Origin of the sequence: Actinomadura oligospora ATCC 43269 (genome assembly GCF_000518265.1) — a bacterium.
GTDB classification, from domain to species: Bacteria; Actinomycetota; Actinomycetes; order Streptosporangiales; family Streptosporangiaceae; genus Spirillospora; species Spirillospora oligospora.
This window is the reverse complement of sequence record NZ_KI912414.1, coordinates 33,428-48,171: the sequence shown is the minus strand read 5'-3', so window position 1 is coordinate 48,171 and position 14,744 is coordinate 33,428. Positions and strand designations below refer to the sequence as shown.

Genomic DNA, 14,744 nt, shown 5'->3' with positions numbered 1-14,744 from the left:
CACGAGCAGAAGACCGTTTCAGCACGATGAAAACCCTTGACACCCCTGTGCCAGGCGTATGCCCTGGTACAGGTCCTGGACTCGGGTACGTGCGACGAGCCGCAAAGTAGGCAGGTCCCGCAGGTCACGGTGCGTACGCGCCGTTGGGTCGCCGATCGGGTTCCGATCCGGCGGACGAACCTCGCGTACGCACCGTGACCTGCTCAGGCGGACCGGACTTGCGGCATATGACACGGCGGTTAATGCCACCCCAACGCCCGGCGGGTACTGGGCCCTGGGGAGCGCGGGTTCTCATGCTCACCGTGTTCAGGGGAGCGAGATCCACCAGTACGGGCGGTCGTTGCGGGAGGCGACGAACATCTCGAACTCGCCCGTCCGGTCAGGGGCGCCGGGCAGCGGGCCCCGCACGCGAAGTCGATAGCGGACGGCGGGAGGCGCGCCCAGATGTTGGACGTCGCGCTCCTCGGAGAGGATCTCCCAGACGTCCCACGACAGCGAGGGCTTGACTCGGTCGACGCGTCGGGGGCGAGCGGGAAATCCTCCGAAGCGGAGGTAGGCGGCGATCTCCACGGCAACATGTTCGCACGCGTGTTCGAGTACGGGTCCGGCCGTGACGTCGTGAGCTCACGACGTCACGACGGGCACACACCTCAAGCTGATCGCCCCCCTCGCCAGGCGACACGTCACATGTCCGTACACGCCCACACACGTCCATACACGTGTGTGGAACGTGTATGGACGCCGCCTACGGGCGTCTCAGAAATGATCTTGGGCTCAAGGGGTCAGTGCGTCACCTTTAATGATCTTGATCTTGGATGTGTGGTGCGGGACTACGGGTTGTCGCCGGGTCAGCAGGACGAGTTGTGGTGGCAGTGGAAGCAGGGCGAATCGATCCGCTCGATCGCTCGCAGCGTGGGGGCCGAGCAGCACCACGTGCGGCGGTTCCTGGCCCAAAGCGGAGGTGAGGTTCCCCCCGTAGCGCGGCCATCTGGGGTGGGATGGGTCAGCCGGTGGCAGTCTGCTGGGCGTGGTGCATGAGCCGGTCGATCGCGGCGGTGGCCATGGTCTTGGGCATGATCGAATCGAACCCTGACGGGTGGGTGTTGCTGGTCAGGATGATCGAGCGGCGTTCGTAGGCGGCGTCGATACAACGGCCCCACAACGTCACTCACGGCACGGCGACATCGGCCCCGTCCCCGGGCATCCCGGGACGGGAACCCGGGCCACGTGACCACCCACGGCGGCCGTCGGAGCCGGGGGTGACCGGGGGGGACGCTGACTGTCGGACGACCACGGAGCAACCACGGAGCGACCACGGAGCGACCACGGGGACAAAGTGGGGCGAAAATGACGCTGGGCAAACGCGACATTCTAGCGTTTGCCCAGTTCAGAGGTGGTGGGTCGCGTGGGACTCGAACCCACAACCTACGGATTAAAAGTCCGGAGCTCTGCCAATTGAGCTAGCGACCCTTCTGATCCGGTGCCTGCTGGTGGGCGGGTGGTCGGATCAGGAGCCCGATCCTACCGGGCCCCCGCAGAGTGTAGGCCGGGTGGTCGTCGGGCGCATCCCTGAATCGGGGTGGACGGGGGTGGGGTGGGGTCAGGGGGCTGTGAGCTGCACGGGGAGGTGTTTCAGGCCGTTCTGGAAGTTGGAGACGAGGCGGACGGGGGCGCCGGTGGGGGTGATGTCGAGGGGGAGGAGTTCGCGGTAGATCGCGCGCATCTGGGTGCGGGCGAGGCGGGCGCCGAGGCAGAAGTGGGGGCCGAAGCCGAAGCTCACGTGGTCGTTGGGGGCGCGGGTGATGTCGAAGCGGTCCGGGTCCGGGAAGACGGCGGGGTCGCGGTTGGCGGACGCGTGGTAGACGACGACCTTCTCGCCCCTCCTGATCGATTGGCCGCCGAGGGTGAGGTCGCGGGTGGCGGTGCGGCGGAAGTCCATGACCGGGGGCCAGAAGCGGAGGATCTCGTCGACGGCGGTGTCCAGGAGGGACGGGTCGTCGCGCAGGCGCCGGAACTCGGCGGGGTGGTCGAGGAGGGTGAGGAGGCCGCCGGGGATGCCGTTGCGGAGGGTCTCGTTCCCGGCGACGGCGAAGAGGAAGAACATGTTCTCGAACTCGGGGCGGGTCAGGCCGCCGGCGAGCATGCGGGACATGACGTCCTCGCCGGGGGAGCGGCGCTTCTCGTCCGCGAGGGCGTGGGCGTAGGCGAACATGTCGCGGAGGGCGGCCTGCGAGCGGGGGTTCACCGGACGGCCGTCCGGGCGGGTGGACGTGGTGGGGCGCTGGGCCATCGAGGCGCGGCCGATGGGGCTGAGGGCGTCGAAGTCGGTGGTGGACAGGCCCGCGTGGTCGGCGTCCTGGTAGCCGATGATGCGGGACGCCCAGTCGTGGAGGAGGCGGCGGTCGCCGTCCGGGACGCCCATGATGTGGGCGAGCGTCCAGACGGGCAGGTCGGCGGACAGCTCGACGAAGTCGATCTCGCCTCGGGCGGACGCGACCAGCGCGCGGGCCCGGTCGTTGATCGTCTCCTCCAGGGCGCGGACGGCCCGGGGGGTGAACGCGGCTGCGACGATGCGGCGCGTGCGGGAGTGGTCGGGCGGGTCCTGGTTGAGCATCATCGCCTGGACGAACCGCAGGTCGTCAGGCGTGTCGGGGTCGCGGATCTGGGTGGCGCCGAGGTGGGAGGAGAAGTCGGCGGCGGTGCGCAGGACGTGTTTGACGTCCGGGTGGCGGAACACCGCCCAGTAGCCGGGGCCGGACGGCCAGGGGCCGACGGCCGGTTCCGGGATCCGGCAGACCGGTGATTCTTCGCGAAGGCGGGCAAAGGTGTCGTAGGGCACGCCTTCGGCGTAAGTGGCGGGCAGGAAGACCTCCGCAGGCATGATCCCAGCGTGCATCATGACGGGGTGACGGTAGAAGAGGCGGAGAAGGTCCTGCGCGAGAACTTCGCGCCGTGGGTGCTCGACCTCGGGCTGCGCGTCGAGGACGTCGGGAAGGGCACGGCGCGCGTGCGTCTTCCCTGGTCGGACCGGCTGGCGCGGGAGGGCGGCGGGCTGTCCGGGCAGGCGATGATGGCGGCGGCCGACACCGCCACGGTGATCGCGGTGTCCGGGGCGCGCGACGGGTTCGTCCCGATGACGACCGTCCAGCTGAACACGACGTTCCAGCGTCCGGTGAAGGACGCCGACGTGCTGGTGGACGTCCGGCTGACCAAGCTCGGCCGGACGCTGGCGTTCGCCGACATCGCGATCACGGCGGACGGCCGTCCGGACGACCTCGTGGCGCACGCGACGACGGTGTACGCGATTCTGGGGTGATGACGAAGCGCACCGAGACCGTCCGGGTGCCGGACGGCGAGTTCTCCCTGAACGTTTGGCTTCCCGAGAAGGGGAGCGGGCCGGGGATCCTGCTCATCCAGGAGATCTTCGGCGTCGGCGACTACATGGCCGCCGTCGCCGGGGACCTGACCAGCCTCGGCTACGTCGTCGCCGCGCCGGACATGTTCTGGCGGATCGAGCGCGACTGGTCGGTGGAGCACAGCGAGACCATGCTGGCCGAGGCCGGCGACAAGGTGTCCAAGTTCGACTGGACGAAGGGTCCGGACGACCTGGAGGCCGCGCTCGACCGGATGCGTGAACTGCCCGAGGTGTCCGGCGGCGCGGGTGCGATCGGGTTCTGTTTCGGCGGGTCGCTCGCGTACGTCCTCGCGGCCCGCGCGTCCGCGAAGCTGGACGCGGTGGTGTCGTTCTACGGCTCGCGCGTTTCGGACTACCTCGACCGCGTGGGGGAGATCACCGTGCCGATCCAGTTCCATTTCGGTGGCTCCGACCCCTACATCCCGCGCGAGGAGGTCGCCACGGTCGAGGCGGCGGTCACGGGACGCGACAACGTCGAGTTCCACGTCCAGGAGGACGGCGGGCACGCCTTCCACAACCGCACTGCCCCGATGTTCAGCCAGCCCGAGCCCGCCGCGCGCGCCTGGGCGCTGACCGAGGACTTCCTCGCGCGCAACCTCCCCGTCGCCTGACCCCCTCAGGCCGCGATCGCCTCGGCGATCGCGGCCTGGTGGTCGTCGGATCCCGGAGCGCGAGGACGGGTCAGGCGGGGGTGGCGAGGGGGAGGCGGGCGAGGTCGCGGCGGGACGAGATGCCGAGCTTCGGATAGGCCTTGTACAGGTGGTATTCGACGGTTCGGGGGCTGAGGAAGAGCTGGGCGGCGATCTCCCGGCTGCTGATGCCCTCGGCGGCGAGCCTGACGACCTGGAGTTCCTGCGGGGTCAGGCGGTCGAGGAGGTCGGGGGCGGACGCGGCGGCGGGGGCCGTGCCTTCTCCGCTGGCGCGGAGTTCGGCGCGGGCGTGGTCGGCCCAGGGGACGGCCCGGAGGCGCTCGAAGGACTCCAGGGCCGAGTGCAGGCGGGCGCGGGCGTCCGAGCGGCGGCGGTGGCGGCGGAGCCATGCGCCGTACGCCAGCTCGGTGCGGGCCCTCTCGAAGGGACGGCAGGCGAGTTCGTGCAGGTCCAGGGCCTGGACGAACGGGTCCTCGGTGTCGGTGAGGAGTGCCTCGGCGCGGAACGCGACGGCGCGGGCCCACGCCTGCCCGCCCGCGTCCGCCCAGCGGGCGAGGCGGGCCTGGGCGGCGGTGGCCGCTTCCGGACGGTCGGTCCGCAGGGCCGCCTCGACCAGGTCGCCGGACGCGGCCATCGCGGCGGCGGTGTGCCGGTGCGGGCCGTGGAACACGTCCTCGAGCCGCCGGACGACCTCGTCGTGGCGTCCCAGGCTGAGGTCGAGGAGGGCGCGGGAGGCGTCCGCGAACGCGGAGGCGTCCGGGGGCGCGTCGCCGGGCAGGACGTCGCGCACGCCCGCCGGATCGCCCGCGAGGGCGGCGAGGCGGGTGAGGACGGCGGCGCCGCGCGGCCGGAGGCCGGTGTCGCGGGCCAGGGCCAGGGCCTCGGTGGCGGACGCCTCGGCGTCGGCGTGCAGCCCCATCGCGACCTGGACCTGGGCGAGCGCCTCCAGCAGGCCGGGGAGGGCGCCGATCTGGCTCAGGCGGCGGGCGCGCGACGCGGCGGCGGTGACGAGGCCGAGGGTCGGCTCGTCCGCGCCCAGGATGACGCCCGCCCGGACGGCGTCGGGGCCGCCGTCGCCGACGGTCCGGGCGAGCAGGGGCAGGCCGGTCGCGTAGTCCTCGGACGTGAGGGCGGCGAGGCCCGTGACGAACGCGTCGTCGCCGAGCCGGGACGCGGCGGCCCGGACGGACGCGGTGTCGCCGCCCGTCCACGCGTACGCGGCGGCGGTGCGGAGCATGCGCCGCGTGTCGGACGGTTCGCCGCGTCCCGCGTGGGTCAGCAGGAGCCCGGCGGCTGAACGGCCGTCGCCGCGTTCGGCCTGGACGGCGGCGCGCACGCACGCGAGGCGGGCCAGCAGGACGGGGTCGGACGTCAGGGCGGCGGCCTCCTGCGCGCCGTCCTCGGCCTGCTCGGGGCTTCCGGCGGCGAGGACGGCGTCGGCGGCGGCCGTGAGGCGGACGGCGCGCGAGTGGTCGTCCGGGCTGAGCGCGGCGGCCTGCTGGTAGAGCCGGGCGACGACGGCGATCGCCGCCTTGCCGCGCGCGCGTTCGGCGGCGGCCTCCAGGTCGGCGGCGACGTCCTCGTCGGGGCCCATGGCCGCGGCGGCGCGGTGCCGGACGCGGCAGCCTTCGTCGTCGGCGGCCAGCGCGAGGGCGCGGTGCACGACGATCCGGCGCGCGGTCGGCGCGCCCTGGTAGGCGGCGGCGCGGATCAGCGGGTGCCGGAAGGAGAGCCCGGAGCCGGTCACCTCGATCATCCGCAGCCGCTCGGCGTCCTCCAGGTCGTCCAGGCCGATGCCGAAGGACTCGGCGGCGCGCACGACGCTCGGCAGGTGGCCCCGGCCCTCGGCCGCCGCGATCAGCAGCAGCTCGCGGGTGCGTTCGGGCAGCGCGGCGATCTGGGCGCGGAACGAGGCGAGCACCCGGTCGGTGACGGGCAGCACCCCGGACGTGGGCGGCCCGCCCGCGCGGAACTCCAGCAGCGCGAGCGGATTGCCCGCGGCCTCCTCCAGCACCCGCTGGACGGCGCCGCCGGTGAGGCCGCGCCCTTCGAGGACGCGGACGGCGTCGCAGGTCGCGAGCCGTCCGAGGGCCGCCTCGGGCAGCCCGGAGCCGACCAGGGCCTCGTCGCGCGCGGCGACCAGGACGACCACGCCCTCGGCGGCGAGCCGCCGGACGGCGAACAGCAGCGCGTCGAGGCTCGCCGCGTCCAGCCACTGCGCGTCGTCCACCAGGCAGAGCGCGGGACCGTCGCCCGCGATGTCGGCGAGCAGCGTCAGCAGGCCGAGCCCGACGCCGAACCGGTCGACGTGCCCGCCGTCCGCGAGGCCGAGGGCGGCGTGCAGCGCCTCAGCCTGTGCGGCGGGCAGCGCGTCCACGCGGTCGCGCACAGGCCACAGCATCTGGCTGAGCCCGCCGAACGGAATGCTCTGTTCGGCCTCGTACCCGGTGGCCCGCAGGACGCGCTCGTGCGCGCACGTCTGGGCGGCCCACTCCAGCAGCGCCGATTTGCCGATCCCGGCTTCGCCGCGTAGCAGCAGGACGCCGCTGCGGCCGTTGTCGCGCGCGTCGTCCAGCAGTTTCGCGATCCGTGTCTGTTCGCCGTCCCGCCCGTAAAGCACGTGACCAACTTACGGGGACGAGTACCGAAGTCTTACGGATTCGCCCCGTAGTCCCCGGCTTCTACCTTCGTGACCAGTGAGAACGCACGCATCGCACACACGTGGGACAGGCTAGGGAGTGGACGGAATGGACGAGTTCTTCACGCCGGTGACCGTCGGGGGACTGGAGCTGCGCAACCGCCTGGTGATGGCCCCGATGACCCGCAGCCGCGCCGCGGACGCCGGGCGGGTGACCGAGATGACCGTCGAGTACTACGCGCAGCGCGCCGCCGCCGGGCTGATCATCACCGAGGGCACCCAGCCGAGCGTCATGGGCCAGGGGTACGTGTCCACGCCGGGCCTGCACGACGAGGACCAGGTGGCCGCCTGGCGCGCGGTGACCGGCGCCGTCCACGACGGGGGCGGACGGATCTTCGCGCAGCTCATGCACTCCGGCCGGATCGGCCACCCCTACCTGTACCCGGACGACGCGCTGCCGCTCGGCCCGTCCCCGGTCGCGTCCGGCCAGAAGCTGTTCACCCCGGACCAGGGCATGCTGGAGCACCCCGCGCCGCGCGAGATGACGCTGGACGACATCGCGCTCGCCGTCAAGGAGTTCGTGTCCGCCGCGCGCAACGCGATCGAGGCGAGCTTCGACGGCGTCGAGCTGCACGGCGCGAACGGCTACCTCATCCAGCAGTTCCTCGCGGACGGCAGCAACCACCGCGCGGACGCGTACGGCGGCTCGGTCGAGAACCGCAACCGCTTCGCCGTCGAGGTCGCGCGCGCGGTCGTGGACGCCGTCGGACCCGACCGCGTCGGGTTCCGCGTGTCGCCCGGGACGTCCGTCAACGGCATCAGCGAGAGCGACCCGGTCGCACAGTACGAGGCGCTGCTGCGCGAGCTGAACCCGCTCGGCCTCGCGTACCTGCACATCATGGAACTGGGCGACCGCGCGCTGACGCTACGGCTGAGGGACGTGTGGGACGGCACGCTCCTGCTCAACCCGCACGCGACCCCCACGTCCTTCCCGGCCAGCGCGGAGGAGGGGGCGGAGGCGCTGCGCGACGGCGTCGCGGACGCCGTCGTCTTCGGCCAGTTGTGGCTCGCCAACCCGGACCTGCCCGAGCGCATCAAGGCGGGCGGCCCCTACAACGACGCCGAGCCCGCGAGCTTCTACGGCGGCGACCACCGCGGCTACACCGACTACCCGTCCCTCGGCTGAGAACAAGCCGGATGAGAACAAGGAAGCCGTGCGCTGCCCCGAGGGGCGGCGCACGGCTTCCCGAGCGGTGCTTAGTAGCCGGGGCGGACGGCCCCGTTGAAGTTCCGCTTGTAGTAGCTGTTGAGCTTGACCTTGCGGACGTGCCGGCCCGAGCCGGGCGCGTGGATCATGTAGCCGTGGCCGACGTAGATCCCCATGTGGGTGCGTCCGCCGTAGAAGAAGAGCAGGTCGCCCGCGACCGCGCCCTTCCACGAGACCTTGAAGTGGACGGCACGGTAGATCTGCTGCGTCGTGCGCGGAAGCTTCACTCCCGCCTTGCGCCAGGAGCCGCCGGCGAGGCCGGAGCAGTCCCAGGAGCCGGGACCGGTGCCGCCGTAGCGGTACGGGTCGCCGATCTGCTTGTAGGCGTAGGCGATGGCGGTCCTCGCACGGGCCTTCTGCCTGGCGGCGCGCTGCTTCGCGGTGAGGGACGCGAGTGCGTTGACGCTGGTGACCGGGGACGCCGGGGCCGCGTGCGCGGGGGCCGCGACGAGCGCGGATCCGCAGACGGCGGCGGCGGTGGCCACCAGGACGGCACGCTTCAGCGGCTTGAGGTTTCGGGGGGTATGCAGAACGACTCCAGACCTCGCAGGGGGTGCCTGCCGGTGCGGCGTGGTTCGACGTCCGCTCGCGATGACTCGGGGGCCGCGAGGGGCGGCGGGCCGCGGTGCGGACCCGGGCGTGTGCCGGTCGACGCTCCAGGCGGGAGCGGTCCGGGGGACGCCTTGGGGGCCGCGTCCGGCTCCGTGCTTCAGGGCTGCACGGACTCGGCGCTCGACGTCGGCGGTGCGGAGCGGGGGATGCGCCCGCCGTGCGTCGGGTGTTCTGTTGTCGGCGGCGTCCATGCCGCAGTGATCGGCAGGAACGTAGCCAGAGTTCGCCTTTGTTGGCAAATCCCGGGCGTCGCCGGACGTGTCCGAACGGTCGGGACTGATCAGCTTTTGAGCGTTCTGCCTGCGATTTTCCGCGCCCCATTCGAGGAATGTGATCTGCCTCACTAGGAGCCGTCGGAGCGGGTTTCGGGGCGTTCGGGCCCTCGATCTTCGGTGACGCTCGGTAGTCGGAGCGGGGTCGGCGGGGCTCATGCGGGCTCGCATGTAGCGCGCCGGTCACACTTTGTTGACGGTGGGGTGATGGGCGGCGGCTGGGTCATGTTGTGGCAAAGCTCCCTGTTCACACCTGACAGGGTCGCCGCAGTCGCCGAACGGACAAAGGTCCCAGATTGCTCTGATGGAGGGCAACGGGGAAGGTGTTTCGAACGCCCTATTGGTGATTACCCCGGGTTATCGCATCACGCGGAACGGCCCGGTCGTAATGGTTTTGTGAAGCACGCCACAATCGGGCGACACGCGGAGGAGGCGGCCTTTCAGTGCCCTCTTGTCCGGTTTCGCGACTCCGTCAGAACGTCGTCGGACGAACACGGAACGGCGTTCGCGCTTCGAGTGCGAACGCCGTTCCGTGTCCGTTCCGTGCCTACCGTCGGTTCCGTGTGCCGAGCGCCCGCCGTGCGCCCGCCGTGTGCTTCGTGTCTGTCGCGTGTTCCGTGCGTCGTGCCTACGTCGTGCGTCGTGCGTGTGGTGCGTCGTGCGGTTCGTGCTCGCCTCGCCCGGCTTCCGGGCGGCGCGTCCGATGGCCCGATCCGGCCATTCGCGGTTGGGTGGTGCGGGATGTCGATCAACGGGGACGTGGATCAACCCCAGGACCCCGAGGCCGACTCGACGTACGGGGCGTTCGGCGGCAGCGGCGATCCGGGCTGGGCGGGACGGGGCGCGGCCGCCGCCTCCTGCCGGTCCCGCACGCACTTGGCCAGCGTGAACGTCGAGGTCGTCACATAGAGCATGCCGAGTGCGAGGAAGCCGCGCACCCACATGGGCGCCGGGAGGAAGACGATCCCGGCGGTGACCGCGGCCATCGAGACCACGAAGGAGAGGATCGCCTGCACGAAGAACGCCGTCGTGCCCTTGAGCTGGAGGAATCGGTCCATGTCGTCCACTTTCCTCCGCGCCGCGCGACCGCGCCTGAGTAGCCGGACGGGGAGCGCTACTCATTCGGCGCACCCGGATGCCTAGGTAACCGGCCGTTTTCCCATTCCCCGCCTTTCCTCGTGCTTTTGCCGCATCCGGTCAGGCGCGCCGGTTGACGGCCGTCCCGTCCGCGCCTGTGATCGCAAGCGGGAACCCCGGAGGGAGCCGTCGTGCCAGCAGGAACCGCATCCGGAAGAACCGAGCCAGGAAGAGCCGAACACGCGGGAACCGAACGCGCGGGAACCGAAGGCGCAGGAACCGAACGCGCGGGAACCGAAGGCGCAGGAGCCGAACGCGTAGGAACCGGGGCCGCGCAGGCCGTGGGCCGTCGCGCCGCGGTGACCGCGTTCGCGCTGGCCGCCTCGTCCGCGCTCGTCCCGTCGGGGCCCGCGCGCGCCGCCGCGCCGACGTCGGCGAAGGTGCCGAAGGTCCCGGCGGGCTTCATGTGGGGCGTCGCCACGTCCGGCTTCCAGGCCGAAGGGAGCTTCCCGGACAGCAACTGGACGCGCTACGTCGCGGAGAAGAAGCCCGGCGTCACCGAGCCGTACAAGAACTCGGTGGACTTCCGGCACCGCTATCCAGAGGACATCGCGCGCGCCCGCGCGTTGGGCGTGAACGTGTTCCGGACGTCCATCGAGTGGGCCAGGGTCGAGCCGGAGCGCGGACGGCGCGATCCGGCGGCCCTCGCCTACTACGACGACGTCGTCCGGCGGATCCGCGCGGCCGGGATGCGCCCGATGCTCACGCTCGACCACTGGGTCATCCCGGGCTGGGTCGTCGACCAGGGCGGATGGAGCAACCCGCGGACGGTGTCCGACTGGCTGGACGAGGCGGACTTCGTCGTCCGGCGCTACCGGGGCTTGGGCGTCATCTGGATCACCTTCAACGAGGCGAGCCAGTACCTCGTCCGCGAGTTCGCGGACGAGCCGCTCACGCCCGCGCAGGCGGCGACCATGCAGGCCGCCCTGGTCAGGACGCACCGCGCCGCGTACGACCTCATCCACAGGCTCGATCCGGGCGCGCCGGTGTCGAGCAACATCGCCTACGGGACCGTCCTGAACGGCTTCATGGACGGCGTCCTGTTCGACCACGTGACCGAAAAGCTCGACTTCGTCGGCGTCGACTACTACTACGGCGCGAGCCTCTTCAACACGTCCGCGACGAACGCCGCCACGGGCGAGCCGTGGAAGGTGGACCCCGAACCGGACGGCCTTTATTACGTCCTGCGCAACTACCAGCGTCGCCTGCCGAAGCTGCCGCTGTACGTCGTCGAGAACGGGTTCTCGACCGACGGCGGGAAGCCCCGCGCGGACGGCTACACCCGCACCGACCATCTGCGCGACCACATCTACTGGCTGCAACGCGCGATCGGCGACGGCGTGAAGGTCATCGGCTACAACTACTGGAGCCTGACCGACAACTACGAATGGGGCGGTTTCCGGCCGCGCTTCGGCCTCTACACCGTGGACGCCCTGACCGACCCGAAGCTGACGCGCCGTCCGACCGACGCGGTCCCCGCCTACCGGCAGATCATCGCCGGACGCGGCGTGCCGTCCGGGTACACGCCCGTCCGGAAGCCCGCCTGGTGCACGGTCGAGGAGCCGTCCACCTGCCTCGTCCCGACGCCGACCCCGCCCGCCCAGTGAAGCCGGGCCCGTGACGTCCCGCCGGGCCCGCGAAGGGACGCCGACCCCGGCCGCCCGATGACCCGGCCCGAGACCGTAATCTGACCTGTGGGTAACATCACCCCGAACCAGATTCGGTGTCTGACGTAAGGTGCTGCTTATGGACCTGAACGGAGTATCCGCCGTCGTCTCCGGCGGTGCGAGCGGCCTCGGCGAGGCCACCGCGCGCGAGCTGGCCGCGAACGGCGTCAAGGTGGTCGTCGCGGACCTCAACGAGGACAGGGGCAAGGCCCTCGCGGACGAGCTCGGCGGCGTGTTCGTCAAGACCGACGTCTCCGACGCGGCGCAGGTCGAGGCGGCCGTGCAGGCGGCCGTCGACACCGGCGCCCCGCTGCGGATCATCGTGAACTCCGCGGGCATCGGCTGGGCCGAGCGCACCGTCAACCGCGACGGCTCCCCGCACAGCCTCGAGACCTACAGCAAGGTCATCCAGGTCAACCTGATCGGCACCTTCAACCTCATGCGGATCGGCGCGGCGGCCATCGCCAAGACCGAGCCCGCCGACGAGGACGGCCTGCGCGGCGTGGTCGTCAACACCGCGTCCATCGCGGCGCTGGAGGGCCAGACCGGGCAGCTCGCCTACTCGGCGTCCAAGGGCGGCATCGTCGGCATGACGCTGCCCGCCGCCCGCGACCTCGCCGCGATCGGCGTCCGGGTCAACACCATCTGCCCCGGCATCATCGACACCCCGATCTACGGCGAGGGCGAGGCGGCCGAGGCGTTCAAGGCCAAGCTGTCCGCCCCGGTGCCGTTCCCGAAGCGGATGGGCCGGCCGAGCGAGTTCGGGCACCTGGTGCGCTCGCTCATCGAGAACGACTACATGAACGGCGAGACGGTCCGGTTCGACGGCGGCATCCGCTTCCAGCCCAAGTGAGGCCCTGAATGTCCGAAGCTGTACTGGTCGAGGAGGACGGGGCCGTCCTCGTCGTCACCATCAACCGCCCGGAGGCCCGCAACGCGGTCAACGGCGCGGTGGCGCAGGGCATCGCGGCGGCCCTGGACACCCTCGACTCGCGCAAGGACCTGTCCATCGGCGTCCTCACCGGCGCGGGCGGCACGTTCTGCGCGGGCATGGACCTCAAGGGCTTCCTCACCGGGGACAACCCGATCGTGGAGGGCCGCGGGTTCGCCGGGATCGTGGAGCGGCCCCCGGCCAAGCCGCTGATCGCGGCGGTCGAGGGCTACGCCCTGGCGGGCGGCTGCGAGATCGCGCTGTCCTGCGACATGGTCGTGGCGGCGAAGGACGCGCAGTTCGGGCTCCCCGAGCCCAAGCGCGGCCTGGTCGCCGCGGCGGGCGGCCTGCTCCGCCTGCCGCAGCGGATCCCGTTCCACATCGCCATGGAGATGGCGCTCACCGGCGACAAGTACCCGGCGGAGCGGATGGCGGAGTTCGGCTTCGTCAACCGGCTCACCGACTCGGGCGGCGCGCTCGCGGCGGCCAAGGAGCTCGCGCTCAAGGTCGCCGAGAACGCCCCGCTGGCGCTCGCCGCCACCAAGAAGGTCATCGTCGAGTCGCCCGAGTGGTCGGCCGACGAGCGGTGGGCGAGGCAGAGCGAGATCGTCATCCCGGTGTTCGGCTCGAAGGACGCCCAGGAGGGCCCGGCGGCCTTCGCCGAGAAGCGCAAGCCGGTCTGGAAGGGCGAGTGACGCCCGTCCGAGCGGACGGATGACCGGACGAAGCCAACGGCTCGGACGGCTCGGACGGAGACTCGTGGGAACGCCCGGGGGCACGCGCCTCCGGGCGTTCGTGCTGTCCGATATGTGATGCCCGTGTGGCTTGTCTTACTTCTGAGTAAGTCTTCCCGTACTCTTTTCGCGTTCTGATCGATCTCGGGAGTGGGGTTCCCATGCGCTGGAACGCGGTTCTCACCACGGCCGTCGCCACCACGGGCGCCGCGTCGCTCGTCCTCGCCGCCTCCCCGGCGGCGTTCGCGGCGGGCTGGCGCAACGTCGGCGGCGGCGCAGCCCTCAAGTACTCCGGCAGCCTCGACCGCGTCGACTTCGCGGCCAAGGACGTCGGCTGGGCGGTCGGCTCGAAGGGCACCGTGACCGCGCCGAACCCGGTCATCGCGCGCTACACCGCCAAGGGCTGGGCCGCGCAGGCCAGCCCGGAGAAGTTCTCCCCGATGGACGTCGCCGCCGCGTCCGCCAAGAACGCCTGGGTCGTCGGCTACGGCGCGTTCATGAACCCCGTCTCGATCCACTGGAACGGCACCAAGTGGGTCAAGGTCAACTACCCGCTCGTCGGGATCCCGTTCCAGGTGGCCGCCGCGTCCGACGGGACGGCCTACTCGACCGCCGGGATCACCTACGCCGCCGGGATCGGCGCGGTGCTGCGCTGGAGCGGCACGTCCTGGGTGGACGCCAAGGTCCCGCTCCCGACCAACACGACGATCACCGCCGTGGACGTCCGGAACAAGAGCGACGTGTGGCTCGCCGGGACGACCACCGCCGACGGCAAGAAGATCACCGGGCTCGTCTACCACTACGACGGGAAGACCTGGAAGCGCATCAACGTGCCGGGCGAGTTCGGCGTCACGGCCTACCAGGCGATCATCTACCGGCTCGTCGCGCTGTCCCCGACCAACGTGTACGCGATCAAGGACGCGCAGGCCGCGCAGACGACCAACGCGCTCCTGCACTGGGACGGCAAGACCTGGAAGTCGTACACGACCCCGCTGAACTCGGCCGGGCTCGGCCTCTCCGCGGACGGCCGCGGCGGCGTGGTCGTCCTGCCCGCCGGGAACAACGGCAAGGCCCGCTACCTGCACTTCAACGGGAAGACCTGGAGCACGCTCTACGGGCCCGCCCGGAAGGGGACCGTGATGGTCGCCGACGCCGACCAGCGGCCCGGCACCACGGGCGTCGTGGGCGTGGGCCTGGCCACGTCCGGCAGCGCGCGCACCCCGTTCATCGAACTGTTCGGCTGACCGTCCCGGCGCGACGGTCACCGCCGGGTCGTCCGGCCTCCGGAGTCACGCGCCTCCGGAGGCCGAACCTTCTCTCAACGGACTCTCGGGGCGCGTTCAGCCTCTCTTCAGGTTCGCCTGGAAGCCTCTGGGAAGATGTGAGTAGGGGGTTCTTCTCATTGGCTGAGCGGACGGTGA

Annotated in this window: 13 protein-coding genes and 1 tRNA gene; 7 read left to right on the top strand and 7 right to left on the bottom strand. The window is 71.4% G+C overall.

The window, feature by feature from the left end; genetic code table 11:
• Positions 1 to 306 precede the first annotated feature (306 nt).
• The 4 genes from P696_RS0142100 to P696_RS0142085 all read right to left on the bottom strand — a co-directional run bounded on the left by P696_RS0142100 (position 307) and on the right by P696_RS0142085 (position 2,881).
• Positions 307 to 570 carry a hypothetical protein gene (locus tag P696_RS0142100; protein ID WP_026417031.1) on the bottom strand — a complete coding sequence of 88 codons (264 nt, stop codon included), beginning with the start codon at positions 568 to 570 and terminating at the stop codon, positions 307 to 309.
• A 433-nt stretch (positions 571 to 1,003) separates the two neighbouring features.
• On the bottom strand, positions 1,004 to 1,168 hold the full coding sequence (locus P696_RS55490) for an ATP-binding protein (RefSeq protein ID WP_211246019.1): 165 nt from the start codon (positions 1,166 to 1,168) through the stop codon (positions 1,004 to 1,006).
• A gap of 226 nt (positions 1,169 to 1,394) precedes the next feature.
• Positions 1,395 to 1,470, bottom strand: a tRNA-Lys gene (locus P696_RS0142090).
• Between the two features lie 130 nt (positions 1,471 to 1,600).
• On the bottom strand, positions 1,601 to 2,881 hold the full coding sequence (locus P696_RS0142085) for a cytochrome P450 (protein WP_051469172.1): 1,281 nt from the start codon (positions 2,879 to 2,881) through the stop codon (positions 1,601 to 1,603).
• A gap of 24 nt (positions 2,882 to 2,905) precedes the next feature.
• Between P696_RS0142085 and P696_RS0142080 the strand changes: the two genes are divergently transcribed.
• Both P696_RS0142080 and P696_RS0142075 read left to right on the top strand, forming a co-directional pair.
• Positions 2,906 to 3,316: a PaaI family thioesterase gene (locus tag P696_RS0142080; protein WP_034489915.1), complete on the top strand. Its 411-nt coding sequence runs from the start codon at positions 2,906 to 2,908 to the stop codon at positions 3,314 to 3,316.
• The gene (locus tag P696_RS0142075) at positions 3,316 to 4,026 is read left to right on the top strand and encodes a dienelactone hydrolase family protein (RefSeq protein ID WP_026417028.1); all 711 of its coding nucleotides are present in this window, start codon (positions 3,316 to 3,318) and stop codon (positions 4,024 to 4,026) included. The genes P696_RS0142080 and P696_RS0142075 overlap by 1 nt, the downstream gene beginning before the upstream one ends.
• A 70-nt stretch (positions 4,027 to 4,096) precedes the next feature.
• Here P696_RS0142075 and P696_RS0142070 read toward each other — a convergent pair whose 3' ends face one another.
• Positions 4,097 to 6,685 (bottom strand): ATP-binding protein, encoded by a 2,589-nt coding sequence (locus P696_RS0142070; RefSeq protein ID WP_026417027.1) that lies wholly within the window; start codon positions 6,683 to 6,685, stop codon positions 4,097 to 4,099.
• A gap of 127 nt (positions 6,686 to 6,812) precedes the next feature.
• Here P696_RS0142070 and P696_RS0142065 point away from each other — a divergent pair, with 127 nt between their 5' ends.
• Positions 6,813 to 7,889, top strand: coding sequence for an alkene reductase (locus P696_RS0142065; RefSeq protein WP_026417026.1), 1,077 nt, complete (start codon positions 6,813 to 6,815; stop codon positions 7,887 to 7,889).
• Positions 7,890 to 7,960: 71 nt separating this feature from the next.
• On the opposite strand, the gene P696_RS56740 is transcribed toward P696_RS0142065, so the two are convergent.
• Entirely contained in the window at positions 7,961 to 8,455 is a 495-nt protein-coding gene (locus P696_RS56740) for a C40 family peptidase (protein WP_026417025.1), read from the bottom strand.
• A gap of 1,163 nt (positions 8,456 to 9,618) precedes the next feature.
• Positions 9,619 to 9,912: a YiaA/YiaB family inner membrane protein gene (locus tag P696_RS51870; RefSeq protein ID WP_051469171.1), complete on the bottom strand. Its 294-nt coding sequence runs from the start codon at positions 9,910 to 9,912 to the stop codon at positions 9,619 to 9,621.
• Positions 9,913 to 10,272: 360 nt separating this feature from the next.
• Between P696_RS51870 and P696_RS0142050 the strand changes: the two genes are divergently transcribed.
• The 4 genes from P696_RS0142050 to P696_RS0142035 all read left to right on the top strand — a co-directional run bounded on the left by P696_RS0142050 (position 10,273) and on the right by P696_RS0142035 (position 14,567).
• A complete protein-coding gene (locus P696_RS0142050; protein WP_026417024.1) occupies positions 10,273 to 11,598 on the top strand; it encodes a glycoside hydrolase family 1 protein in 1,326 nt (441 codons plus the stop codon).
• A 139-nt stretch (positions 11,599 to 11,737) separates the two neighbouring features.
• A complete protein-coding gene (locus P696_RS0142045; RefSeq protein ID WP_026417023.1) occupies positions 11,738 to 12,511 on the top strand; it encodes an SDR family oxidoreductase in 774 nt (257 codons plus the stop codon).
• Between the two features lie 8 nt (positions 12,512 to 12,519).
• Positions 12,520 to 13,284, top strand: a complete 765-nt coding sequence (locus P696_RS0142040) for a crotonase/enoyl-CoA hydratase family protein (protein WP_026417022.1) — start codon at positions 12,520 to 12,522, stop codon at positions 13,282 to 13,284.
• A 200-nt stretch (positions 13,285 to 13,484) separates the two neighbouring features.
• Entirely contained in the window at positions 13,485 to 14,567 is a 1,083-nt protein-coding gene (locus P696_RS0142035) for a hypothetical protein (protein ID WP_026417021.1), read from the top strand.
• Positions 14,568 to 14,744 lie beyond the last annotated feature (177 nt).

Excerpts from the sequence above, each read along its gene's own strand:
- P696_RS0142085 (WP_051469172.1), bottom strand. The coding sequence starts at position 2,881 with ATGCCTGCGGAGGTCTTCCTGCCCGCCACTTACGCCGAAGGCGTGCCC.
- P696_RS0142075 (WP_026417028.1), top strand. The coding sequence starts at position 3,316 with ATGACGAAGCGCACCGAGACCGTCCGGGTGCCGGACGGCGAGTTCTCC.
- P696_RS0142065 (WP_026417026.1), top strand. The coding sequence starts at position 6,813 with ATGGACGAGTTCTTCACGCCGGTGACCGTCGGGGGACTGGAGCTGCGC.
- P696_RS51870 (WP_051469171.1), bottom strand. The coding sequence starts at position 9,912 with ATGGACCGATTCCTCCAGCTCAAGGGCACGACGGCGTTCTTCGTGCAG.
- P696_RS0142045 (WP_026417023.1), top strand. The coding sequence starts at position 11,738 with ATGGACCTGAACGGAGTATCCGCCGTCGTCTCCGGCGGTGCGAGCGGC.
- P696_RS0142040 (WP_026417022.1), top strand. The coding sequence starts at position 12,520 with ATGTCCGAAGCTGTACTGGTCGAGGAGGACGGGGCCGTCCTCGTCGTC.
- P696_RS0142035 (WP_026417021.1), top strand. The coding sequence starts at position 13,485 with ATGCGCTGGAACGCGGTTCTCACCACGGCCGTCGCCACCACGGGCGCC.